General features: G+C 32.7%; 29 protein-coding genes and 1 other RNA gene. 21 read left to right on the top strand and 9 right to left on the bottom strand.

From position 1 onward, the window contains the following. Positions 1 to 29: 29 nt before the first annotated feature. Positions 30 to 161 (bottom strand): hypothetical protein, encoded by a 132-nt coding sequence (locus ACZ42G_RS10595; RefSeq protein ID WP_274893191.1) that lies wholly within the window; start codon positions 159 to 161, stop codon positions 30 to 32. Positions 162 to 350: 189 nt separating this feature from the next. On the opposite strand from ACZ42G_RS10595, the gene ACZ42G_RS10590 reads away from it, so the two are divergent. Continuing rightward, positions 351 to 557: a YgiT-type zinc finger protein gene (locus ACZ42G_RS10590; protein ID WP_274893190.1), complete on the top strand. Its 207-nt coding sequence runs from the start codon at positions 351 to 353 to the stop codon at positions 555 to 557. An 18-nt stretch (positions 558 to 575) separates the two neighbouring features. Further along, positions 576 to 1,436, top strand: coding sequence for an RluA family pseudouridine synthase (locus ACZ42G_RS10585; protein WP_085111590.1), 861 nt, complete (start codon positions 576 to 578; stop codon positions 1,434 to 1,436). On the opposite strand, the gene ACZ42G_RS10580 is transcribed toward ACZ42G_RS10585, so the two are convergent. Continuing rightward, a complete protein-coding gene (locus ACZ42G_RS10580) occupies positions 1,419 to 2,312 on the bottom strand; it encodes a radical SAM protein (RefSeq protein ID WP_274893189.1) in 894 nt (297 codons plus the stop codon). The two genes, ACZ42G_RS10585 and ACZ42G_RS10580, sit on opposite strands and share 18 nt — an antisense overlap. 155 nt (positions 2,313 to 2,467) lie before the next feature. On the opposite strand from ACZ42G_RS10580, the gene ACZ42G_RS10575 reads away from it, so the two are divergent. Together ACZ42G_RS10575 and ACZ42G_RS10570 are read left to right on the top strand one after the other, a co-directional pair. Next, on the top strand, positions 2,468 to 2,977 hold the full coding sequence (locus ACZ42G_RS10575) for an RNA polymerase sigma factor (RefSeq protein ID WP_045410697.1): 510 nt from the start codon (positions 2,468 to 2,470) through the stop codon (positions 2,975 to 2,977). Between the two features lie 4 nt (positions 2,978 to 2,981). Beyond that, positions 2,982 to 4,082 (top strand): LolA family protein, encoded by a 1,101-nt coding sequence (locus ACZ42G_RS10570; RefSeq protein WP_464850386.1) that lies wholly within the window; start codon positions 2,982 to 2,984, stop codon positions 4,080 to 4,082. Positions 4,083 to 4,192: 110 nt separating this feature from the next. On the opposite strand, the gene ACZ42G_RS10565 is transcribed toward ACZ42G_RS10570, so the two are convergent. Further along, a complete protein-coding gene (locus ACZ42G_RS10565) occupies positions 4,193 to 4,441 on the bottom strand; it encodes a peptidoglycan-binding domain-containing protein (protein ID WP_464850385.1) in 249 nt (82 codons plus the stop codon). A 261-nt stretch (positions 4,442 to 4,702) separates the two neighbouring features. Here ACZ42G_RS10565 and ACZ42G_RS10560 point away from each other — a divergent pair, with 261 nt between their 5' ends. Both ACZ42G_RS10560 and ACZ42G_RS10555 read left to right on the top strand, forming a co-directional pair. Further along, a complete protein-coding gene (locus tag ACZ42G_RS10560; protein ID WP_274893185.1) occupies positions 4,703 to 6,166 on the top strand; it encodes a YCF48-related protein in 1,464 nt (487 codons plus the stop codon). 48 nt (positions 6,167 to 6,214) lie between these two features. Further along, positions 6,215 to 7,045, top strand: coding sequence for a hypothetical protein (locus ACZ42G_RS10555; protein WP_085111588.1), 831 nt, complete (start codon positions 6,215 to 6,217; stop codon positions 7,043 to 7,045). A gap of 55 nt (positions 7,046 to 7,100) precedes the next feature. On the opposite strand, the gene ACZ42G_RS10550 is transcribed toward ACZ42G_RS10555, so the two are convergent. The 4 genes from ACZ42G_RS10550 to ACZ42G_RS10535 all read right to left on the bottom strand — a co-directional run bounded on the left by ACZ42G_RS10550 (position 7,101) and on the right by ACZ42G_RS10535 (position 8,660). Then, a complete protein-coding gene (locus tag ACZ42G_RS10550) occupies positions 7,101 to 7,727 on the bottom strand; it encodes a DUF1906 domain-containing protein (protein WP_168170168.1) in 627 nt (208 codons plus the stop codon). A 104-nt stretch (positions 7,728 to 7,831) separates the two neighbouring features. Further along, on the bottom strand, positions 7,832 to 8,188 hold the full coding sequence (locus ACZ42G_RS10545; protein ID WP_085111586.1) for a sigma-70 family RNA polymerase sigma factor: 357 nt from the start codon (positions 8,186 to 8,188) through the stop codon (positions 7,832 to 7,834). Next, positions 8,175 to 8,378 carry a helix-turn-helix domain-containing protein gene (locus ACZ42G_RS10540; RefSeq protein WP_143588951.1) on the bottom strand — a complete coding sequence of 68 codons (204 nt, stop codon included), beginning with the start codon at positions 8,376 to 8,378 and terminating at the stop codon, positions 8,175 to 8,177. The genes ACZ42G_RS10545 and ACZ42G_RS10540 overlap by 14 nt, the downstream gene beginning before the upstream one ends. 57 nt (positions 8,379 to 8,435) lie before the next feature. Continuing rightward, entirely contained in the window at positions 8,436 to 8,660 is a 225-nt protein-coding gene (locus ACZ42G_RS10535) for a hypothetical protein (RefSeq protein WP_464850384.1), read from the bottom strand. Between the two features lie 310 nt (positions 8,661 to 8,970). Here ACZ42G_RS10535 and ACZ42G_RS10530 point away from each other — a divergent pair, with 310 nt between their 5' ends. After that, entirely contained in the window at positions 8,971 to 10,062 is a 1,092-nt protein-coding gene (locus ACZ42G_RS10530; protein WP_274893181.1) for a VPS10 domain-containing protein, read from the top strand. 58 nt (positions 10,063 to 10,120) lie between these two features. Here the strand turns inward: ACZ42G_RS10530 and ACZ42G_RS10525 are convergent, their stop codons facing one another. Continuing rightward, positions 10,121 to 10,762 (bottom strand): DUF1906 domain-containing protein, encoded by a 642-nt coding sequence (locus ACZ42G_RS10525; protein ID WP_085111582.1) that lies wholly within the window; start codon positions 10,760 to 10,762, stop codon positions 10,121 to 10,123. A 212-nt stretch (positions 10,763 to 10,974) separates the two neighbouring features. Here ACZ42G_RS10525 and ACZ42G_RS10520 point away from each other — a divergent pair, with 212 nt between their 5' ends. The 5 genes from ACZ42G_RS10520 (at position 10,975) to ACZ42G_RS10500 (ending at position 14,227) form a co-directional block, all read left to right on the top strand. Continuing rightward, complete coding sequence (locus ACZ42G_RS10520; protein ID WP_274893179.1) at positions 10,975 to 11,490, top strand: hypothetical protein; 516 nt, start codon at positions 10,975 to 10,977, stop codon at positions 11,488 to 11,490. 270 nt (positions 11,491 to 11,760) lie between these two features. After that, complete coding sequence (locus tag ACZ42G_RS10515; RefSeq protein WP_464850383.1) at positions 11,761 to 12,501, top strand: hypothetical protein; 741 nt, start codon at positions 11,761 to 11,763, stop codon at positions 12,499 to 12,501. Positions 12,502 to 12,536: 35 nt separating this feature from the next. Continuing rightward, positions 12,537 to 13,136: a hypothetical protein gene (locus ACZ42G_RS10510; protein ID WP_464850382.1), complete on the top strand. Its 600-nt coding sequence runs from the start codon at positions 12,537 to 12,539 to the stop codon at positions 13,134 to 13,136. A gap of 63 nt (positions 13,137 to 13,199) precedes the next feature. Next, entirely contained in the window at positions 13,200 to 13,775 is a 576-nt protein-coding gene (locus tag ACZ42G_RS10505) for a hypothetical protein (protein ID WP_464850381.1), read from the top strand. Positions 13,776 to 13,861: 86 nt separating this feature from the next. Further along, complete coding sequence (locus ACZ42G_RS10500; protein WP_464850380.1) at positions 13,862 to 14,227, top strand: ATP-binding protein; 366 nt, start codon at positions 13,862 to 13,864, stop codon at positions 14,225 to 14,227. On the opposite strand, the gene ACZ42G_RS10495 is transcribed toward ACZ42G_RS10500, so the two are convergent. Continuing rightward, complete coding sequence (locus tag ACZ42G_RS10495) at positions 14,214 to 14,519, bottom strand: hypothetical protein (RefSeq protein WP_464850378.1); 306 nt, start codon at positions 14,517 to 14,519, stop codon at positions 14,214 to 14,216. The genes ACZ42G_RS10500 and ACZ42G_RS10495 overlap by 14 nt on opposite strands. A 124-nt stretch (positions 14,520 to 14,643) precedes the next feature. Between ACZ42G_RS10495 and ACZ42G_RS10490 the strand changes: the two genes are divergently transcribed. The 9 genes from ACZ42G_RS10490 to ACZ42G_RS10450 all read left to right on the top strand — a co-directional run bounded on the left by ACZ42G_RS10490 (position 14,644) and on the right by ACZ42G_RS10450 (position 24,146). Next, on the top strand, positions 14,644 to 15,192 hold the full coding sequence (locus ACZ42G_RS10490) for a rubrerythrin family protein (protein ID WP_274893176.1): 549 nt from the start codon (positions 14,644 to 14,646) through the stop codon (positions 15,190 to 15,192). Between the two features lie 234 nt (positions 15,193 to 15,426). Further along, positions 15,427 to 16,374, top strand: a complete 948-nt coding sequence (locus ACZ42G_RS10485; protein ID WP_274893175.1) for a phosphoglycerate dehydrogenase — start codon at positions 15,427 to 15,429, stop codon at positions 16,372 to 16,374. Positions 16,375 to 16,600: 226 nt separating this feature from the next. Beyond that, positions 16,601 to 19,255 (top strand): sigma-54-dependent transcriptional regulator, encoded by a 2,655-nt coding sequence (locus ACZ42G_RS10480; RefSeq protein WP_274893174.1) that lies wholly within the window; start codon positions 16,601 to 16,603, stop codon positions 19,253 to 19,255. 130 nt (positions 19,256 to 19,385) lie between these two features. Continuing rightward, positions 19,386 to 19,826, top strand: a complete 441-nt coding sequence (locus ACZ42G_RS10475) for a PTS sugar transporter subunit IIA (protein WP_464850376.1) — start codon at positions 19,386 to 19,388, stop codon at positions 19,824 to 19,826. Between the two features lie 79 nt (positions 19,827 to 19,905). After that, positions 19,906 to 20,685 carry a PTS mannose/fructose/sorbose/N-acetylgalactosamine transporter subunit IIC gene (locus ACZ42G_RS10470; RefSeq protein WP_013787585.1) on the top strand — a complete coding sequence of 260 codons (780 nt, stop codon included), beginning with the start codon at positions 19,906 to 19,908 and terminating at the stop codon, positions 20,683 to 20,685. 14 nt (positions 20,686 to 20,699) lie between these two features. After that, complete coding sequence (locus ACZ42G_RS10465) at positions 20,700 to 21,584, top strand: PTS system mannose/fructose/sorbose family transporter subunit IID (protein ID WP_085111573.1); 885 nt, start codon at positions 20,700 to 20,702, stop codon at positions 21,582 to 21,584. Between the two features lie 79 nt (positions 21,585 to 21,663). Then, a complete protein-coding gene (locus ACZ42G_RS10460; RefSeq protein ID WP_206198988.1) occupies positions 21,664 to 22,167 on the top strand; it encodes a PTS sugar transporter subunit IIB in 504 nt (167 codons plus the stop codon). 65 nt (positions 22,168 to 22,232) lie between these two features. Then, positions 22,233 to 22,409: non-coding RNA, 6S RNA (ssrS, locus tag ACZ42G_RS10455), on the top strand. A gap of 93 nt (positions 22,410 to 22,502) precedes the next feature. Continuing rightward, positions 22,503 to 24,146 (top strand): nucleoside kinase, encoded by a 1,644-nt coding sequence (locus tag ACZ42G_RS10450; RefSeq protein WP_274893172.1) that lies wholly within the window; start codon positions 22,503 to 22,505, stop codon positions 24,144 to 24,146. Positions 24,147 to 24,177 lie beyond the last annotated feature (31 nt).

Below are 24,177 nucleotides of genomic sequence, written 5' to 3'. Positions count from 1 at the left end.
CGTTGGCATGTAGCCACGCCTTTTTAATATTATACTGTAGGTTCTTGCTTATCGAGTACAAATACACCTGGTACTAAAAGCAGTATTATGACAATTATCAAAACTATCCATACCCAGTAATAATCGTCTTTTGGCTTCTTCTTGCAGTCAGTTCCAGACATTACAATACCCCCTTTTTATATAGATGGGAATAGATACAATAACATATTATGATAAAAAAATATTTTTGTTACGGTATAAAATATTCATTGTTTCTACAAATAATGATATAATGATTATGTCAAATGTTAAAATTTTTTGTCGTTTTTTCGATATAATGTATGGAACTTAGATATGTAAGGAGGTCAATAATGCTAAATCGATGCTTCTGTGGGGGAGATGTAAAGATAGAGATGGCAGAATATGAGTTGATTAAGGGGAAAAAGATGGTAGTTTATAAAAATGTTCCAACTTACGTTTGTCAAAAATGCGGTGCTAAATATTACGACACAGAAGTATTGGATAAATTACTGAAAAAAGAAGAGAGAAAGTCTCTTTTTGGGTTGATTAAAGCGTGATTTTTAAGGTGTAAGGGAATGAAAGTAGTCGTTAATAAAGAAGATGCTTATTTGACGTTGAAGGAGTTTTTGCTAAATAAAGGCTTTTCTCCGACTCTAATAAGAAAGTACAAAAATCGCGGCAAGATGCTTGTAAATGGAGAAATTTCGATAGTTAATAGGCTTGTCTTTGAAGGGGACGTTGTGGAGCTTTTGTTGGATGACGAAAACACATCAGTAAGGCCTGAAAAAATGGATTTACATATATGCTATGAGGATGAAGACATTTTAGTTGTTAATAAAGATGCTGGCATTGTTGTCCACCCTACAGCCGGGCATCCTGATGGCACACTGGCAAATGGTGTTGCCTGGTATTATGAAAAAAATAACATTAAGGCGCCAATAAGGCCTGTCAATAGGCTTGACAGAGATACATCCGGCTTAATCATTTTTGCCAAAAATCCTTTTATGCAAAATTATCTGCAAATAGTATCTCCTATGAAAAAATTGTACATTGCAATAGTCGAAGGAGATATGGATGGCAGAGGAACGATAGATTTGCCTATAAAAAGAAAACCAGGCAGCACAATTGAGCGAATGGTAGACGATGAAGGAGATACGGCAGTGACACATTTTCGTTTACTAAAGAGAGGAGAAAGGTTAAGCCTTGTAAAGTTAGAATTAAAGACAGGCAGGACGCATCAGATAAGAGTTCACTTAAGCCATATAGGGCATCCCATAATTGGTGATACGCTATATGGTTCGGATACATCTTATATAAAAAGACAGGCACTCCACGCTTATAGACTCACATTTAAGCAGCCTTTTATTGGAAAGTGCATCTCTCTCTATTCGCCAATTCCAGATGACATGAAGGCTGTTTTAAAGAATGCCTTCTAAGTCAAAATCAGGAATGAAGTTTTCTGATGCACTTTCATCATCCTGTACAAATCCGTTTTCCAAACCTATTTCGAAGAAGTATTCTATCGCTTCTTCATATTCTTTTTTGCTTATCCTTCTATTTAGCTCTTTGTATTTATTGGCGTTGTAAAATGGTGTATATTGTCCCATAAGGCTTACATACGCTTCGTTAGACAGATTATCCTTTATCCACTTCAGTATCATTTTTGTCTCATCTAATTTCCCTGGCAATATCAAATGGCGTATAATTATTCCCCTTTTCATTATGCCGTCACTGTCAAAGACAGGGTCACCTACTTGACGATACATTTCTAAAATCGCCTTTGTGGCGTACTCAAAATAATGTGGTGCATTAGAGTATTTTACAGCAACTTCATCGCTGTAATATTTTAGGTCAGGCAAGTATATATCTATGAGCCCTTCTAAAGATTTTAGAGATTCTACACTCTCGTAAGCATTTGAGTTGTAAACGATAGGTATGCTAAGCCCATTATTTCTCGCTATGATTATAGCTTCTTTTATTTTTGGTACAAATATTGTAGGTGTCACGAGATTGATATTGTGAGCACCTGCTTTTTCTAAATTCATAAAAATATCTGCAAGCTTTTCTGGTGAAACACTTACACCAAAATTTTCTTGGCTGATTTTGTAGTTTTGGCAAAATACACATCTTAAATTGCATCCTGTGAAAAATACTGTTCCAGACCCTCTGCTGCCGCTTATGCAAGGCTCTTCCCATTCATGAAGATATGCTTTTGCCACATGTATTTCACTTGACATGCCGCAAAAGCCTACTTTTGTACTGCGATCAACATTACAATTTCTCGGACATATATTGCATACTTCTGATATCATTTAAAACACCTCATAAGTATTTTAACATATTTAGTGTATAAACAAAGTATGAAAAATTCCTCTAGAATTTATAATTAAAATATAACTTTTTGCCAACAAAATGAATTGACGAAGTGTCTATAGAGTGTGTTAGTTTAGATTGAGGAGGGAAAAAATTGCATGACGAAAAACAAAAAAATGACGATGAATTTATAAAAATATATATGAAGTACAAAACACCTGTGTATTTTTATCTTTTATCTATCCTGAAAGATGCTGGACTTTCAGAAGACATCATGCAAGAAACATTCATAAGAGTGAGAACAAACATCTATAAATATGGCTCTATTAATAATTTACGAACATGGATAATGAAAATTGCTCGGAATCTTGCTTTAAATTGTTTGCGGGATAGAAAGTTTGAATTATTAAATTATGAAGAAATAAATGCTAATGTTGAAGAAGCTGTAAATGTTGATGAGTTTGTGACGGATTCTATAATGATAAATGATGTGCTGAATTATCTCAGTAATGATGAGAGAGAAATATTTTCGCTACATGTTTTTGGATGTTATACGCATAAAGAAATCAGTGAGATTTTGAATATTCCACAAGGTACTGTACGGTGGAAATATTCCATAATCAAGAAAAAACTTCGTAAATTATTAAAAAATATTAGGAGATGATATTATGAAGTTGCATTACTTTTATAAGGAGTGTCGCAAGTATGCTAATGAGCATACGCCAGATGTATTAGAAAAGGTATTGAAGGCACCTTTAAACGAAAATACAGAAAATACAAGCGTAGAGCATCAAAAAAGGTCAGTATGGAATTATTTATTGACATCATTCATAGCAGCAGCTATTTTAATGTCTTTGTCAATAATATTTATTAATATACATTTTTGGGGATTGAATAAGGAAAATGGGATTGCTCCTAAGGTTACTTTAAGTCCATCATATAATATTGTTTATGCAATGCAAAAAGCTTATGACAATGTCAAAACTATTGTAATTGAGGGCAAAGAAATATCAACAAACATGAAGACAAATGTGGTTTTATCTAATAATTCCTGGAAAGAAATATATGCTGGTCCATTAAACTATAGATATGAAACACATGATTTTATAAGAATTGTAAATGGTGACAAGTCATGGAATTATTACAAAGACTTAAATCGCATTGAAATAATTCCTTCAGATCCAACTGGCTCACCTTTCTTAGCCCTTAAATCAAAAATAGATGATATAGCAAAAAATGATAGTTATAAACTGGTAGGCAGCGAAAAAATAGGTGGAATTGATACCAATGTAATTGAAGTAACATCAGGTAATTCTAAGGATGATAGCTGGATAGACACTTATTGGATAGATAAAGAGACAAATTTCATTTTAAAACAAGAAACTGTCCATAACAACATTAAAACTGTAATAATGTATAAGACAGACTTTACTTCTGGCGTTGACAAGGAAAGTTTAAAACCTAATTTTCCTTCAAACGTTCCTGTAATTGATAGACTAAGTGATTTTGATATTTTTCGTTCAATTAGTGATGTCCAGAAAGCTGTAAATTTTGATATAATTGTACCAGATAAGATTCCTAAAGGTTTTAAGCTATTTGAGGTACGGAAATATAAAAATGAAAATGCTATTGAGCTTGACTACTACAACGAGGATTTTACAAAATTTATATTTATACAAGAATATCATAAAGATAAGACAACTGTAAATATTGTGTCAAATTTAAATGACGACGTATTAAAACAATTGAAGGATGATTTGAATAAATAGGCAAATATATTTTATTGACATAAATTAGATAATAAATGATATTTAAAATAAGCATATGAGTGAGAGAAAATATATTCTCACTCATACGCTTATTTTTATGACACTCATATTTAAGATTGAAAAACCTGATCTAACGGTTTTTCACCCCATACTGCAACTGGACCAGCATTGTATCTTTTTACAAGGTGATCTGAACTTATATTTCCGAAAATTCCGTCTACAGTTATATTGTCCCAAGCTTGAAAAGACATTAAAGCATTTTTAGTTTCTGGTCCAAATATGCCATCTGCTTTGCAGTGACAGCTTGAAATTAAATAGTATCTGCCGACGGCATTTAATGCATATTGTAATCTGTACACATCTTGTCCCGTATTGCCCCCAGTTAATGTACGCGTAAAGGGATATGTCATTATTTTCACCTCGCTTTTATTATTTTTTGAAAGGAATTCATCGGCCGATTTACCCTTCTATATAGAAAAGAGTATTTTATTTTTAAAATACAACCTTTTTTAAAGGTATTTTTAAATTTAATTTTTTCTTAATCATTTTTAATGTTTATGTAATATTTTACAGTTCAATTAGATGTATAATAATGTTAAAAGTATCAGGGGGATGTGAATATGAAAAGATTTTTAGCTTACCTTTTAATTTTAGCTTTATTTTTAACTGGATGTGGAATTGGTGGAAAACAGAATACTACAATTAGCCAAAATACAATGTCTAAGAGCTTTTCAAAATCAAATGAATCTGATATTATGTGGAAATGGTCTTTTAAAGACAATCATAAAACATTAGAGAATCTACAGATTTTCAAGTCAACAGATAGAGGTAATTCATGGACTGAAATAAATTTACCTATAAACGTTTTTCCAAAAGATGCATATAATGACGTCTATGTAGAAAATGTTGTCCCATATTTTTTAGACTCTAATGATGGTTGGATTTCATGGATAAATAATAGCGATACTACATTGTATGTGATTAAGACAACAGACGGAGGCAAAACGTGGAACAAACTAAGTTATAAACTGCCACAGCAATTGTCACAAAGCATCTCGAAAATCCAATTTGTAACGCAAAGTACAGGATGGCTTCTGGCTGTATCTGATGCGGCAGCGGAACAGCAAATTAAATATTTACTCAAAACAAATGATGGAGGTAAGACATGGCAAAAAGTAAATGTTACTTCATCAGATTCTTATTCAGGTTTACCAATTGTAGGAACATCAATTGATATGAAATTTTATGGTACAGATAATGGATGGATAGGTGTATCAAATCCGGTATCAGCGGATGTGATCCTGTATAGAACAGTTGATGGTGGCAATACGTGGAGTAAAGTTTCAGTTCCTACACCACAAGGCTATGAAAAGTATTGTATCTTGTCGGCTACAGTACCTGTATTTAAAGACGATAAAAATGGGACATTAGATGTCGATTTTTATAGAACAGACAATGGTAAATCTGAAAATCACACTGTGACTTATGTGACAAATGACGGTGGGAACACTTGGTCAGCAAATGTATACGCGTATGATGAAAATAAACATATATTTGTAAAATTAAACACAAAAAGTGAGATTAAAAAATTTGATTTAACAAATTATGTAATAATGAAAGATTACAAAATTACAAGTGTTGCTGATGTAAAATCTGTATCTCTGTCTTATGGCAACAAATTCATATATGTTAATTTCAATTTGCCTGAAGATACTGACAGTATAATAATTAATGCTAATGATGGAAAGTTTATAAAATTTGGTGATAGATATGGAGGCGCGACTAATGGGGTTTGGTCTCCTAACCATGATGAATTAGCTTTTACATCCGGCACAATAGGTAAAGGTGGAGTATATTTGTACGATGCTGAAAATAATGTTTATAAAAATTTTCATGTTCCTTATATTAATGTTGCGAAAATTTTTTGGAATAACGATGGTGATTGCATTGCTTTTATAGGCGAAAAGAATAGTGATTTTGAACTGTGCACTATTGATTTAAAAGATGGCAAATATTCAGTTGTCAATAAATTAAATTCCGAAGATATAAAATCATTTAGCGAGAAATCTGTTATATGGAAGTAAAGACAGGTTGCCACATAATATTGTTAAAGATTTTGGGGAGGTGTGCACATGAAAAGATTTTTTATCGCTTTGCTGGTTTTAACAATATTCTTAAGTGGGTGTGGAAGTATTAATAATACAAATATTCACTCAAAAGATAACTCTTTAAACAATAAAGCAAAAGCAGAAATTAACTCAACTTCAAAAATTAATTCGAAAGAAGCAGATTTGCAAAAGTCTAAAATAGATAATAGTAATATTTATGATGTTTTAAAAACAATTAAACCTCAAATACAGAAAGTTACGAATGTGCCAGTTATATTGCCAACCTATGTGCCAACAATTGAAACACTTAATTTTCTTGGCTCTTCTGTTAGAAATAATAAATACTATGCCATTAAATATGAAGCTAATAAAGATTATTATTTTATCGCTATAGATACTATAAATGCGATTATTCCTATTAACGATGAACGTTTAACTTATGTTCCGGTCGGTTTAGACCCTCTCACATTTTTTTTGCTTTCGGCTGGTGAAAACAAATTTAAAGATGAGATTAAATATCCAATAATTAAACCTAATAAATCATTTAAAAAGGTAGTAATTGACGGTGTAGAATTTTTAACAGGCGAAAATTTTCCTGGACAGTTAGCATATACAAAATATAATAATTGGGATATTTATATACGGGGTTATGATAATAATGATATGATAAAAGAAGTTAAAAGTTATTTGTCATATTTTCGATTATTTAAAAGTGATATAAAAGAAGGAGAAATTTTTATTGAAAATAACTCTTTCCAATACATAAAATGGACATCAAAAATAGGTTACAATTATTGGTTATATCCACATGCCAGTAATATGGACGTGATCAAAATGTTTAATAGTTTATTTTAATGAAAATATTCAATAGATCTTACTTATTTTTCAGATCTATTGAATATTTTTTTAATTAGATCCTAAATCCGCCGTAATTGCCAGGTGAACGGTCTTTATCTACTTCTACATTACATAATTTAACAGGATTTGACTTCGTACTGATTTCGTATTGATAAATATTATATCCTGGATAAATATTTCCATTGCTCCATGAAGATGTTTGCCAAACATAAGAAACTCCCCACTTACCTTTTATATAGTTAACAACTGCATAACCTCCATACACACCAATATACCATTTGCTTCCGCCATTCATTTTTGCATATTGTTGCATCGCATCACCTACACCATGGAAATAATTATTTATGTTGGGTAAATCATTGCTTGCATCGTAATCAACAGCAAAATATATAGCACTATTGTATGGCTGCCCTACTTCTCCTGCTCTGGAAACTGCATCAAGGCAATCATTATAGCCTTGGTTATAAGTAAAATAGCTTGCATATGTCGGATTCGTTTCATAAACAGTTACTATATCAATCCCGTTACTAGATATTGTTTTTGCTTCACTTTGTGTCAAATTTTTTGTATTATTGCTAGTAGCATAATATCTGCATATAAATTTTATTCCATTTTGTGCAAAGCAACTAACAGTGTTAGCTGGAACTGCATACATATAATCTACACCTTCTACACTCATCATTTTCACCTCACTTTCGTTAGTTTTTTAAGAAGGATTTTATCGGCCGATTTACCCTTCTATATTATGAAAGAGTGCTTTATATTGAATTTAACAACCAATTCTCAATGATTTTTTTCTAAAAACTTTCTCATTTTCTCTAAAGCTTTCTTTTTTGTCTTGCTTACCGCTTGTTGTGATATATTTAATTTGGCTGCTATATCTATTTCTTTTTTTTCATATATGATTGTCTCCAGTATTATCATTTTTTGTAGTGGTGTAAGCTTATTCAAAACCTCTTGTACAAAGATTTTGTTCTCTACATTTTCATATTCAAAATTATCAACTATAATTTCTTTATCATCAAGAATAAGAAATTCATTTTCTTTTATTTTTACATTCTTTTTTGAGAGTCTTATATATTCATTTTTCATGCCTTCAGCTATATAAGCTATAATTTTATTATCATCAAAATTTATCATTCTTCTCACCTTTTTTATACTTTTTAACAGTTTTTACAAGCCATAAAATTATGTCTTCTTCTGCACCGTCATAGCCCAATTTTCTTTTATATTTATTTATCAATGGCTTAAATCTCTGAATTAGCTCCCACAGTGCATCTTTATCCCCTGTATTTATATCGTTAATCAACTCTTTTAGACTTCTTCTCATTTTCACTATTAATAGTATGATAAGTACCTATGGCCGATGATGCAGCCAATATAGAATTTAAAAATACAGGGGAATATCCTTAAAAGAAAATTTACCAGTTACAGCCGATGTAAATGTAATGATGGAGAATGAGATAATAAGGACAAGCAGCTGTGTTGGAATTTTCTTTATTAATTTTAACTTTTTTATGAGTTGGGCTATGAGGATTGTTGCTGCAACATTACCTGCCAACGTGCTAAGAGATGTATAATTGAAAAACTCTTGCAACTTCAACACCTCCATAAAAGGAAAAGTTTTAAAATTATCTATTTTCCTTTTATCTATTAAAGAGTACCTATTTATAAAAAATACAACCCATTAATTGTAGTTTTTAAGAAAAACAATTATATAAATAAGAAAGTAAAAACAGGGCATAACAATTTATTTGCCCTGTTCCCCATCGAAATCTATTATTTTGTGCATATTATAGCATAATTTTAAATTAATGTAATTTATTTTAATAATTTTTAATAATTTGTAATATTTGCGTAATAAATAATGAAACGATTAGTTGTATAATATTATTAAAAGTTTTAAGTTGGAGGAAGATTACATGAAAAGATTTTTTATCGCTTTGTTGGTTTTAACAATATTCTTAAGTGGGTGTGGAAGTAAAACAAGTAATGTTATAAAGAATAATAATGCTAAGCAAACATATAATTTTCAGTATATTAAAATGACGACACAACACAACGGTTGGGCTTTAGGGGGAAATAAAATTTATATTACTAGCGATAAAGGTAAGACATGGATTAATGTATCACCTGCCAATAAAAATAACATTTTTTCATGGTACTTTTTAAACGAAAATTATTCTTGGGTGCTATATTCAGATGGAACTTTATATGAGACTAGAAATAAAGGTAAAAGTTGGGTTGGTTCGAAAGTTCCTTTTACAATGGGTAAATTATTTTTTCTTCAAACGAAGGAAGAATTGAGTGGTTGGATGTTAAAAGAATATGGACCGGCATCTGGAGATAGTCCTGTTGATGTGTATAAATTAATAGGTAGCAAATGGACACTTATTAGCAAAGGGAAAATGCCAAACAATTCATTAATAGATGATAATTCAATTTCATTTGAAGGAGAAAAGACATCTTTCATTTTTTTGCCTGATGCTAAGACTGGTATTATCACAGCAGAATATCGTATACCGGGAAAACATGGATTGTACTTAAGCAGTAATAGTGGTTATACATGGAATAAAAAAGATATACCATTACTTTCAAAATTCAAAGATGATAGCATTTTATTTTATTCTCCTAAATTTTTTGATTATGAGAAAAAAACTATTGTAATTTTACCAGTTTGTATTTACGATATTAAGCATAACGATTACCGAATAATTTTTATGGACAGTAGTGATGATGGTTCAACATGGAAAGAAGTATCGTCATTTTCAATAAAAGAAAAACCGATTGAGATAAATTTAGTAGATAAAAATAATTGGAATGTTTTAATAAACAATGTATTGTTTATCACAAATGACAACGGTAAAACGTGGAATAAAGTTAATATCCCTAAGAATACAGTACAAATACAATTTATAGATTCTAAAAATGGGTGGGCTTTAGTTAAATCACAATTGGGTACAAACCTACAATACAGTAATAATGGTGGACTTTCATGGGAAAATCTTTTTTAAAAGAAGAAGAGAAGGCGATAAATTTATTATAAAGCCTTCTCTTTTTCGTTATATTCTATTATAATTTCCATCCTCCAGCTGCATCATTTGATATGTCTAGATCTACATTTATTGAACAAAGTGTTTGATTTGAAGCTGTCTGCCTTAAATGATATCCGGACCATGGATTTGTATTTCTGCCACCACTCCAACCTGGCGCATATGCTTGGAAAAAGTAAGTTGCAATTCCTTGATCTTTGCACCATGTTAGTACATCATAACTTCCATAAACACCAATTTTATAATGTACAACTTGTTCGCCAGCCTTTTGGCGTTCGTAAATATACTGAAGGTATCCATCATTAATTCCTTTAAAATAATCCAAAATACTTTGCTTTTGGGTCGTAGTAGCATCAAAATCAACTGCAAAGTATATAGGAGTATCAGCGCTTTGCTCTAAATCAGCGGCATAATTGAATGCATTATCTCCATCTAATTTTCCCTGATTGTACGTAAAATAACTAGGACTATTGGCAGGACCATCTTCCCATATAGATACGATATATAACCCTGCCGAAGAGATTTTTTGTACTTCAGTTGCTGTTAAAGCTTTCCACGTATTTGTAACAGCAAAGTATCGTCCTATAAAGGTTTTACCCTGATTTTTTAAACATGTTAAAGCGTTAGACACATTTGTTGCTGTATGAATTCCATTACCCATTTTTTTACCTCACTTTCGTTAGTTTTTTAAGAAGGATTTTATCGGCCGATTTACCCTTCTATATTATAAAAGAGTGTTTTATTTTTAAAATACAACCTTTTTTAAAGGTATTTTTAAATTTAATTTTTTCTTAATTATTTTTAATGTTTATGTAATATTTTACAGTTCAATTAGATGTATAATAATGTTAAAAGTATCAGGGGGATGTGAATATGAAAAGATTTTTAGCTTACCTTTTAATTTTAGCTTTATTTTTAACTGGATGTGGAAGTGATACTATTAAAAGTAATAATATGAGTTCAAATTATAAAGATTTAAAACCTATAGAATATTATACTATATATAGCAATTTTCTAACTTATACAGATATGTCTGAATTTCCAAAAGAAGGAATATATGTGTTTAAAAATGATAAAGAATGGGATAAATTTAAAAAAGAGCATTTTGAGGATGTTGCATTTTTGAGTAATAATCAATTTCCGAATATTTCTCTCGATACTACAGACAAAAATCTTATTTGTGTTGTAATATATCCACCGAAACCCACATATGTTCCACAATTTTATATTAAAAATATTGAAGTTAATAATAAATATTTATATATTTACACTGATACAACCGGTGTGGTAAAACAGACTTCAGGTATAGATGAAAATACCATTTATGTCATATTGGTTACCATAAAAAAAGGAATAATCAAAAATAATATTATTTATCAATTGGAATAAATTACAAGATCGAATGTTTTAATAAACAATGTATTGTTTATCACAAATGACAGCGATAAAACGTAAAATATAATTAACATCCATAAGAATTTACTACAAATACATTTGTAAATAAAAATGAGTGTGCTTTGGTTAAATCAAATTAATTAGATTGGACTTATATTTATTCTATTGACACAAGCCCAGTGATCAAAATGTTTAATAGTTTATTTTAAAGAAATATTCAATTTATTGTATAATATTGTCAAAAGTTGTGAGGAGGGGTTATATGTGAAAAAGATTTTTGTAAGCTTGTTGATTTTAACTCTATTTTTAAATGGATGCGGAAACAAAATGAGTGAAGGTGACCGTAGTAAATTGCAAAAGGCTCAAATTTCAAATACTGTAAAAAATAATAGCGATAGTATAGTTGCTACACAGATTAACCAACATATTCCACAGCTTATTACATACAATGGTAATCACGTATCAGCTTGGGTGAATCAATTCTTATTTGTTGAAAATGGTGATTTAAAAGAAAGTCACGATGGTGATAAAAGTTATATAAAGCTTAGCTATGCAAAGGATAATGTCGTAAAGACTATAGATTTAACCCAATACGCGTTGAAGTACGATTTGTTTAATGGCATTGATTATATGACTGCTTCTCCGTCAGGGAAATACATCATTTTAGAGTTTTCTCAAGACGTTCCAATTAGTGTCATTGTCGATACTGACACAAATAAAAGCAGTATATTATGGTATGATGAATCAAAAAAAGAAAGCATGATGAGAATTTCATTTAACCCTAATAATGAAGATGAGTTTGCTTTTTTGCCGTCAGCAGAAGTAAATGGTCCGAACGGAAGTCATTTTTTAAAACTTTATGAAATGAAAACTCATAAGATAAATACGGTAGGCGAAATCTCAGAGAAAGATATGACGATGCAAAATTCACTGATACAATGGGGAAAAAACACAATCAGTGTTATTTCACTGGATAAAAACAAAGTATTTAATTTCACATATTAATCAGGTTTAAAAATAAGATAAAGAGGGGTCCTTGTATGAAGGTAAAAAATGTAATGATATTTGCAATAGGAATAATAGTTGGTATACTGCTATCTCAAATGTTAACAAGACATACAAGCATTTATGACAGCAATAGCAGTGGGATATCTGAAAATGTTCAAAGTGTCGATATGGAAAATCCAATATCACAAAAAGAAATTTTAAAACAATTGAAAACAAACCCAACTTTTGATGTGTCACAAATACCAGTTGTAGGCTCAGATATCTATGGGCATGTTTGGCAGGATTTAGGTACAAAATCAAATTCATTTACTTCTTGGAAAGTGCCTAAAGCATGGCAAAAATATATTTATTCTGAAAGCGACAAAACCGATCCTGTATCCATAAGCAATGGAGCCAACGATAAATTTTTGTATATAACATTGCAAGGCGTTGTCTTTCTATATTTACCTCCTGACGGAAGGTATTGGTGCCCTGTACCGATGTTTGGGGATATACCGCCAGGTTCTGTAATAATTGCACAGCATGTGCCTTTAAAGCCTGCTGTTGAAGCTGATGTAATTCCTGTATATCATGGTCAAGCTTTTACTAAAAGCTATCCTTTGCCAAAGGAGTGGCAGGATGCACTAAGGTAGTTAATGAGTGATAGAAATAAACAAACCAATTAGTTACAAATAATCTAAAGGGGGTCAATTTATTTGCTCATTATATTGATTTTTGCAATAGTGGTAATATATTTGATTATTTCTTCAAAATATCCAGAATCTAAAAGACCAAAGATTAGGTATGCTGTAGCTTTTTTTCTTTGTATACTTCTTGCAGTTCATCTTTACTTAGACTACTTTAGAATAGGGTCGTTTAATTCGCTGGTTTTAAATAACTTCGACAATTCAAAAATTGTTTCGGTTATGTTGGTCAAAAATAATGACAATGATAAAAACAGCATCATAAAAAGCACCAATGATACAAAGACAATAAATGACTTGATATCGTATTTAAAGCAATTTAAACTTGTGCAATATAATGGCAAATATAGTAGTACAAACAATTATTCTTACGATATTGTCTTTTATGCCAATAAAAAAGATGAAAGAGTCGGAATAAGTGTGACAAATGATAAATATATTGATGTTGCCGTAAATGCCGCTAAAACTTACCATTTATTCTTTTTTAACTGGTACAATAACATAAATAGCTATAAATCTTATAAGATAGTTAACGGCAAAATAAATTCACATTTTTTAGATTCTGTATTAGATTCTATAAAAGATTAATTTCAAAATCTGTGATATTTGTCACAAACTTTGCGCTGTTTTTGTTGTATAGTATATATTGGACAAAAATGAATGGAGGTTATCAAATGGTCAAAAGAAAGATAGTAAAGATCGATGAAGAGAAGTGCAATGGATGTGGACTTTGCATTTCACCATGTGTTGAAAGCGCAATAGTTTTAGTGAATGGGAAAGCCAAAGTCATAAGCGAGGAGCTTTGCGATGGCGCAGGTGTATGCTTGAATGTGTGTCCAACAGGCGCTTTGTCTATTGAAGAAAGGGAAGCAATGCCTTTTAACGAAGAAGCTGCATTGAAGCACAAGGCTACCATTGACAAAGATAGATGTTCATATTGTGGCAACAGCGATGATGATGCGCCAATTTTGACGTATAAATACAAAGGAGAGGTAAAGCAAGTCTGCGTAAGATGTCTTCCGGCTCTTATTCACGGTTGATCCTTTTAGGGATGTTTGGCGGTTGAGAAGATGTACCAAGCTCTTTGTGGCGTGGTGAATGAACCACAGTGATGCTGTTCATGATTATTTCTACATCTTCTTCACCGTCTTTTATTTTTTTTCTAAACTCCACTCTTGGTACAACTACTGTGACTTCATGTGGCACATCTATGTTTGTCTTCCTTTCTACCTCTACATCAAGGCCGTACAATCTTAATGTTATTTTGTCGTATCCTCTGCTTCTTTTAAATAATTTTTTTGCCATATTTAATATACTTTTTATATTAACCATGATATAACCCCCAATACAATTTATGAAAAAAATGATATATACGTTCATACAGATGATGATGTATTGTATAAAATAACAAATTTGATAAAAAATATAGACAAACTCATAAAGAAAGGGTGTATTTATGAAAAATAATATGACGGCAGCAAATCTGCGCTCTGCATTTGGCGGGGAAAGCATGGCATATCAACGGTACAAATCGTGGGGTAAAATTGCCATGCAAGAAGGCTTTAAAAACGTATCAAAACTTTTTAATGCCATAGCGTATGCAGAGGAAGTTCATGCAGGAAATCATTTTAAAGCACATAAAGATATTGAAGGAGATTTTTTAGTGCCATCAATGGCTGGATTCGGCATAGGAAATACGTCTAACAATTTAGGTAAAGCCATAAGCGGAGAGCTTTTTGAAGTAAACGAGATGTATGCGACGTATATTGCTACAGCAGAATTTCAACAGGAACAGGAAGCTTTAAAGTCATTTACATGGGCAAGAGAAGCGGAAAAAATCCACGCTGATCTTTTCAAAGAAGCGAAACTATCAGTAGATATGGGGAAAGACGTAGGATTTAATGAAGTACATATATGCAGTGTTTGCGGTTATACAACAGTAGGACCTATACCTGAGAAGTGTCCCGTCTGTGGAGCAGAAAAAACGAAATTTGTGTCTTTTTAAAGAGGAAGGGATTATAACCTTCCTTTTAATTTCACACACTTAATCATTTTAGTTGACACACATTTGAATCACATCTAAATGAATTTCTTGCAATGTGTTTCACTGCACACATTTTTTTATATTAAGCCTAAGGGTTTATTTTGCTGTGCGTTGCAACATTGGCATCAAATTTGCACTTTATATATGGGGGAAGATTGTCTCGTCTAAATTACAATATTGATTGGAGGAGAGCCAATGAAAGGAAAGATTTTGATAACTCCAAGATCTTTGTGTCATAAGAAAAATGATATAATTGAAATGCTTAGTGATTACGAAGTTCTAATGAATGAGAGTGGAAGATCTTTTGTTGAAAATGAATTAAATGAGCTTATTCGAGACGTTGACGGCATCATTGTAGGAGTCGATAAAATAACCAAAGAAATTTTAGATAATGCTAAAAAATTAAAGGTTATCACAAAGTACGGTGTTGGATTGGATAATATTGATATAGAATACGCCAAAAAGTTAGGCATAAAGATAACTTACACGCCTGGTGCTAATAAAGAATCTGTTGCTGATTTAGTGTTTACGATGATATTGGAACTTAGCAGGCAACTATTTAAGATGGATAAAATCGTAAGAGATAATAGATGGGATAAAGTCATTGGCAGGGAAGTATATGGAAAGGTCATTGGTATAATCGGCACGGGAAATATCGGCAAAAGTGTTGCCAAAAGGGCTACAGGATTTGACATGAGAATATTGGGCTATGACATGTTTCCTGACTATGAATTTGCAAAAGAGATAGGGATGGAATATGTTGACTTGCAGACTTTACTAAAAAATTCAGACTATATAACACTTCACATACCGTTTACAGAAAGCATGCATCATTTTATAGATAGAGAAGAACTAGAAATGATTAAAACCACTGCATATATAATCAACACTTCACGTGGAGAACTTATAAATGAGGAAGCCTTGTACGAAGCTTTAAAGCAAAAAAGATTGGCTGGTGCGGCATTAGACGTATTTGAGATAGAGCCTCCATATAATAGCAAATTGATTAAACTGGAAAATGTGATACTTTCTCCACATTGCGGTGCATCTACAGAAGATGCCATAAATAGGATGAACATGATGGCTGTAGAAGGACTTAAAAGCATCTTAGAAGGTAAGGAGCCTAAATTTGTATATGCATAATGTGCCAAAGCTTAAAATGATAAAGTGCAAAAAACTTGTTATCTGGCTTAATTATGGGTGTAATTGCGTTTTTTAAAAGAAATCAGCAAAAATTTCAGATTGAATAAAATTATTACTGGTGATAAAATTTTAATATCATTTTTGAAAATTTCGCATTTTATTTCTAAAGATTTTGTGATAATTAAAGCATTATTTCTATTAATTGTAAAAGGAGCTGGTATAGGTAATGGATTTCAAAAGTAATGAAAGCATAAAAAGAAGCGATAAAGTTTATAAAAAACTAAAGGAGTTGACGGAATCTTTAAACTTCAATGATTTTAACGGTCCTTTAGGATATGACGCTTTATATATAGGAAAGATACTAAACATCTCCAGAAGCAATACCAGCAGGGAACTTAACAAGCTATTAAAATCAGGAAAAGCGATAAAAATAAAAGGTAAGCCGGTTTTGTATTTAGATAGATTGTATTTTAAGGAAAAATTCAGTTACCGTTTTACAAAGTCTGTTTTTGAAGATAGAAAAGATTTTGTGAATACATTAACAAGCGCAGGAATACTGAACCGAGAATCATTTCAACTTAGTCAAAATAATCACAATAAATTTATTAACGCTAAAAAGATCAACAATAAATATTCTGAAAGCATACTTGATAATATCATCGGTGCCAAAAGCAGCTTAAAAGAACAAATTTCAAAAGCAAAAGCAGCCATATTGTATCCTCCAAATGGGCTTCATACGCTGATAATTGGCCCTACAGGGGTTGGGAAGTCCACATTTGCCGAAATGATGTATAAGTTTGGCGTAGAAGCTAAAGTTTTTAAAAGCAATTCTCCTTTTGTAGTGTTTAATTGTGCTGACTATGCTCAAAATCCACAGTTGCTTATGTCTCAATTATTCGGCCATATTAAAGGTGCTTTTACTGGAGCAGACAAAGAAAAAAGAGGCCTCATTGAAGAAGCTGATGGCGGTATATTGTTTTTAGACGAAATTCACCGCATGCCACCGGAAGGGCAGGAGATGCTATTTACGCTTATTGACAATGGGAAATACAGACGACTTGGAGAGACTGAAAATGTTAGAAGTGTAAAAGTTCTGATTATTGCAGCAACAACTGAAAATCCTCATTCGGCTTTGCTTCACACTTTCTTAAGGCGCATTCCTATGGTAATTCAATTGCCAAGCCTTGACAAAAGAACGTTGATTGAGCGCTTTTTATTCATATATCAGTTCTTTTATGAGGAATACGAAAGACTAAATGTGCCTATTAAATTAGAAAATGATGCGTTAAAAGCAATAATGCTTTATGACTGTCCAGGCAATATTGGACAATTGAAAAGTGATATAAAGTTAATCTGTGCAAGAGCATTTTTGGATTATATCATTGAGGAAAAAGAGATGGTAGAGGTCTGTTTATCAACATTACCGCAAAATGCAAAAGAAGGCCTATTAAAAATTCACAATTTGAGGGATGAGATTGTATTCAAGGAAATAAGCAATAATGGAGATATAGTATTTAGCAAAAACACCGTAGGCGTAAAAGATAAATTGAACATTAATTTTCTAAAAAGTTCCTACAGTGCAGATGATGATTTGTATGACTTCATAATGGATAACTGGGAAAAGTTTAACAGACAAGGGATGTCATCAGAGCACATAAGGGAAAACATAGAAAATCAGATACAATTGTACTATAAAAATTATCTATATCCAATAGAACAGGATACTGACGGCGTCAACAGAAGTGTTTTGTTTAAGTTTGTTGATCCGTATATATTGACTGCTGTGGAATACGCTTTTAATGCCGTCCGTGAAAGCTTTGATGGAGTAATAACTCAGAAAGCAATTTATCTATTGTCATTTCACATAAAGACCATGATTGAGAGGCTTAAAGTAGGAATTGCTATTTCGCATCCTGATAGAGAAAGTATAGCAAGAGGTTATAAATCCGCTTATAGTGCTGCAAATGTCATAAAAGAGAGGCTTGAAGAAAAATTGAATATAGATATACCTGAAGATGAGACAGCCTTTATAGCGATGTTTTTACAGGCGTTGCAGTATGGGAAAAACAGCAGCAAAATTGGAATATTGGTTATGGCGCATGGAAATAGCACTGCCAGCAGTATTGCAGAAGTTACAAATAGACTTCTTGGCACTGATCATGTAAGAGCGTTGGATATGCCACTGGAAGAAAAACCAGAGGTAACTCTTGACAAGGCTATCAACATTATAAAAGAAATCGATCAAGGCAAAGGTGTGCTGATTCTGGTCGATATGGGGCTTCTCAGAACTTTTTCGGATATTATTACCGAAAAAACCGGTATAAAAACCAGGACGATTGAAATGGTCAGCACTCCATTAGTGCTTGAAGCTACAAGAAAGGCCTTGACTCCAGATATGGATATAGACAATTTGGTAGACGAAATAGTATCTTTGCATCCATTATTAAGTGGCGATAGCAACATGGGTGATATGAATTCAGGCACCACCAATATCTCGCTTTATGAAAAGAATTTAAAAGACCTTTTAGCACAGACATTAAATTTTTTAAATCCTGATAAGGTTTATCCTGTCTTAAAAGGAATTTTAAATGATATTCTCAATGAGAAGGATAAAAAAGTAGAGGACGAGATATGGATAAAATTTTTATTTCATTGTGCTTGTTTGATAGAGAGGGCGATTAGAAAGGACTATTTGCCAAATAGCGATTTGGATGTAATAAAAAACCGCAACAATGGTTCGTTTCAATTGATAAAAAAGCATTTTGAGGCTGTAGAAAATCTCTTTGGAATAGAGATTCCAGATAGTGAGTACGCCTATGTAGCAGAGATGATTGACACATATATTGACACACTTGATATTAGGGACATGACACACATTTGATTGGATAAAAACATTTACATTAAGAAGTGTTTTAATGGCACACATTTTAAAGACGGTGAATGTCTCTCCTAAGAGACATTCACTTGCGGATAGGTCATTTTTATGGCATGGTTTTTGCAATATAAAATTTATGAAAGACAAAACATCACATTTTGAAAGGATGATGATCTTGATAGGGATATTAGTCGTAACACACGGTGAGTTTGGCAAGGAATTATTAAAAAGTGCTGAATTAATATTAGGAAAACAGGAAAATGTCATATGTTTAGGATTAAATGAAGGTGATGATGTTTTAAAACTAAAAGATAAAGTAAGGCAAGGTATCATTGAGCTTGATGAAGGAGAAGGTGTGCTGGTCTTGACAGATATGTTTGGAGGAAGTCCTTTTAATGTGACGTCAGCCAACTTGAAGGAATTGACTTTTAATTATTTGACAGGAGTAAATTTGCCTATGCTTATTGAAGCATTGTCGTCAAGGCATAGCTGCGACGTCAATATGTTAGCTGATATGTGTTATAAATCAGGAATTGAAGGGATTAGAAACATGAATAAAGAAATTCTCAGCAAGTAAATTTATACGCCGCAATAAAGATGGCTCTTTTAGAGTTATCTTTAAATATAAAAACTTAATAAAAAAAGGAGGACTTTATATGCATGTAAGTATTAGTGCATCACAAGCTGCAATCATTGCTTTATGGGTAGCTATAGTTGAGGCACGTGCTCTTGGTTATTCAACATTGATGCTTCGCTTCACGCCATTGATGACAGGCCTTGTAGTAGGTATCGTCATGCACAATGTACCGGAAGCCATGGTAGTCACCGCTGCCATACAGCTAATATACATGGGGTTAATCGCACCTGGTGGAACATTGCCAAGTGAGCCAGCAGTTGCGGCTTCTATAGCAGTTCCGGTTGCGGTTATGGCACATCTTGATCCATCAGCAGCAATTGCAATCGCAGTGCCTGTAGGACTATTAGGGTCATACTTGTATTCTTTTAGATTCCTTTTGAATACGTTTGTATTACGACTTACGGATAAGTATGCAGAAGAATTAAATGATAGAGGTTTGACATTGACAATAATTGTTTTGCCTATTTTAGTTAGCCTTGTATTATTCTTCCCAGCCATATTTATAGCACTTTACAAAGGGACTCCATTGATAGCAGCGTTGATAAAAACCGTTACAGCCGGCAAGCTATTCCATGTTTTGACGGTAATAGGTGGAGGATTGCCTGCGCTAGGAATTGCGTTGACACTTACAGTTATAGGCAAGAGAAAATTTGTCGTATTTTTCCTCTTGGCATACTTTATGGCTGTCATACTAAAATCGTTAAATGTGAATACTGTGACATACGCTGTCTTAGGAGGAATAATGGCATATCTCTACGTTATGTTTACAAGCAAAGAAGCAGATAGCCAACAAATTTGAAGGAGGTAAGTGGCATGGAAGATGTAAAAGCGAAAAACAGTGTAAATTCGGCAGAAATTGATGACGGCAGTAAAAAAATCACAAGAAAAGATTTGCTTTTAGGATGGTTTAGATGGTGGTACGCCAATGAAATACCTCATACATTTGATAGAATGTTGGCACCCTCACTTTTGTTTGGGTTAATGCCTATTTTAAGGAAAATATACAAAAAGAATGAGGATCTTAAAGAAGCGTATAAAAGGCATCTTTTGTTTTACAATACGCAAGCAGTATGGGGCGGTGGCACAATACTTGGAATAACGGCATCATTGGAGGAGGAAAGGGCTAAAAAGCTAAATGAAGGCAAAATCGATGAAGCAGTTGATCCAGAGATCATAAATAGCACGAAGGTTGGATTGATGGGACCTTTGGCAGGCATAGGCGACGCAATAGATTCAGGTACGGTACAGTATATTTTAATAGGCATATTCCTACCGTGGGCAAAAGCTGGCAGTGCATTGGGAGCTTTTCTTCCTTGGATATTGTTTGTTGCATTGACATTCACATACGGATATTATTTTACTGAATTGGGATATAGGCTTGGGCGTTCTGCAGTTGTTGAAATTGTCAGTGGTGCAAGAATTAGAAAAATCATTGATGGATTATCTGTTTTAGGTACTTTTATGATGGGAATTTTGGCGGCTTCTTATGTGACAGTAAATACATCGTTAAAATGGACTTTGTCAGGAAAACAATTCGTCTTACAGGATATTTTAGACAAAGTATTGCCTGGCTTGTTGCCACTGTTGACAGTTATGCTTGTATATTGGTATTTCTCAAGAAAAGGTTTAAAAATAGTGAAAGTGCTTTTGTGGTTAATAGTCATATTTGCGGTTTTAGGCTTTACAGGACTTTTATAATATTCATGGTTTAGCTTAATTGCCTTTAAAGGCGATTTAGCTAAACCTCTATTTTAAATCATGAGAAAGGATGATCACTGTGGGAGAAATCATTTTTGCCAGAATAGATGACAGACTGATACATGGTCAAGTTATGACAAAATGGGTAAAAGGGTATAATTGCAACTCAATATTTGTCATTGACGACCAATTAGCAAAAGATGAATTTATGAAAAATATTTACATCATGTCTGCTTCTACTGCTAATATTACATTGAAAATATTGACCGTCGATGATTCAATAAAATTGTGGGAGAAAGATCATTACGACGGATTTAAAGTTATATTATTGTTTAAAAACATAAAAACAGTTAAAGACACCATTGAAAAAGGACTGCCTATAAAGAAGCTAAACATTGGCGGTATAGCAAAAAGCGCAGACAGAAAATTCATAATACCTACTGTAAGCCTTAACAAAGAAGAGACGGAATCACTTTTAGAGCTTGAAGAAAATTATGGTGTGGAAATATTCTTCCAGACAGTGCCTGAAAGCAAGAGAGTTGGACTTGACGCTGCGCTTGGTGTGTTTAACATTAAAAGATGATTTCATATTTCCAAGAATCTACTATTGCAATGAAAAGCATTTAGGTATATACTGTAGTCAACAAGATGGTCCTGAGGAGTTTAGTTACGGTGAATTTGTTTTCAACCAACACCATGACAACGGGAATTTGGGTTCAATTACGTATGAAAAGCCCACATTGATGGGACTTCAGAAGTAATTGACAGGATACCCACTTTAGAAGCGGGCTTGAAAACATAGCCGAACGGCTTCGCGGGATAGATTGGATGTAAAAAAAACCGGCAATTGCCGGTTTTTTTTATACACAGATTTAAAAAGATCTTCAATTGTAATATAATTTATGGTGAGGTGATTTTATGAATCTAAAAGTAGAAGGTACTGTCTTTACTTTTCCAGATCATGTGACATTGGAAGAAATATCAGAGCAGTTTAAAGACAACCATAAGTATAAGATAGTTGCGGCAAAAGTTGATAATCTCATGGTTGACTTGTCTACAAGTGTAGATAGAGAGTGTGAGATACAATTTGTCGATATGTCGACAGAAGAAGGGATGATGGTATACAGAAGAAGCCTCACATTTGTATTGATTAAAGCGGCAAAAGACATCTTGCCTGATTCAAAAGTTACCATTGAGCACTCTTTAGGTAAAGGTTTGTACTGTGAGATTCATGGTTCTACTGTAAACAATAAAATCGTGCATGATATAAAGTGCAGGATGAGAGAGATAATAGATGCAGATTATCCCATAATAAAAAAGTATTTAGACAAAGAAAGTGCTGTTAATCTATTCTCGAAAGAAGGCTTAGAAGAAAAAGTAAGTCTTTTTAAGTACAGCGATAAAGAAAAAATCCCTGTTTATTTTTGCGAAGATGTTGTAGATTTTTTCTACAGCCCATGTGTTCCATCTACAGGCTATTTGAAGCTGTTCGATCTTATACTCTATTTTCCAGGAGTTATACTTTTATTTCCTGAACCAAAAAGTCCAGATGTGCTTCCTGTATTTGAAGATGTTCCTAAATTGGCATCTGTATTTAAAGAAGCTGAGGAATGGGCAAATATACTTAATATAGGATATGTAGCGTCTTTAAATGATATGATTAAAAGCGGCAATGGGAGAGAGCTTGTCTTAATATCGGAAGCGCTTCATGAAAAGAAGATTGCCACCATTGCAGATCATATATATCAAAATAAAATGATAAAGTTGGTCCTTATTGCAGGTCCTTCCTCATCCGGTAAAACGTCATTTGTCCACAGATTAAGTGTTCAACTTAGAGTAAATGGATTAAAACCGCTGCCAATATCACTTGACAATTATTTTTTGCCGAGAGAATTGACGCCAAAAGACGAATTTGGCAACTACAATTTTGAAACGATCGATGCTTTGGATTTAGAGCTTTTTAATGATCACATAATAAAGCTTATGCAAGGTGAAGAAGTAGAGCTTCCGATTTTTAACTTCAAAAAAGGAGAAAGAGAAAAAGTAGGAAGAAAGGTTAAACTTGACAGAAATCACATAATCCTTGTAGAAGGCATACACGGTTTAAACGAAAAGCTTACAAAGGATATACCAAAAGACAGCAAGTACAGGATATACATAAGCGCTTTGACACAGTTAAATCTTGATGAGCACAACAGAATATCTACTACTGAGACTCGACTTTTAAGAAGGATTGTGAGAGATAATCAGTTCCGCTCCAGCGATGCCGAGGAGACAATTCTTATGTGGCCTTCTGTAAGGAAAGGTGAGGAAAACTATATTTTCCCATACCAGGAAGATGCAGATATCATGTTTAATTCTTCGCTTCCTTATGAATTGCCTGTTATAAAAAAGTACGCTGAGCCACTTTTAAGAAAGATAAATAAAGACAGCAAGGCGTTTTCGGTTGCGCAGGAGCTTTTAGAGATATTGAGTTACTTTGTAAATTTAGAAGATGAATCTGCTATACCACCAAATTCTTTGATGAAAGAATTCATTGGCGGAAGTTGTTTGGATGTGTAAAAAGTTCTAAAAGGGTATTGAATTAATATAT

Source organism: Thermoanaerobacterium calidifontis (assembly GCF_055381745.1).
Note: the sequence above shows the minus strand (reverse complement) of the source record. Positions and strands in the feature narration are given on the sequence as shown.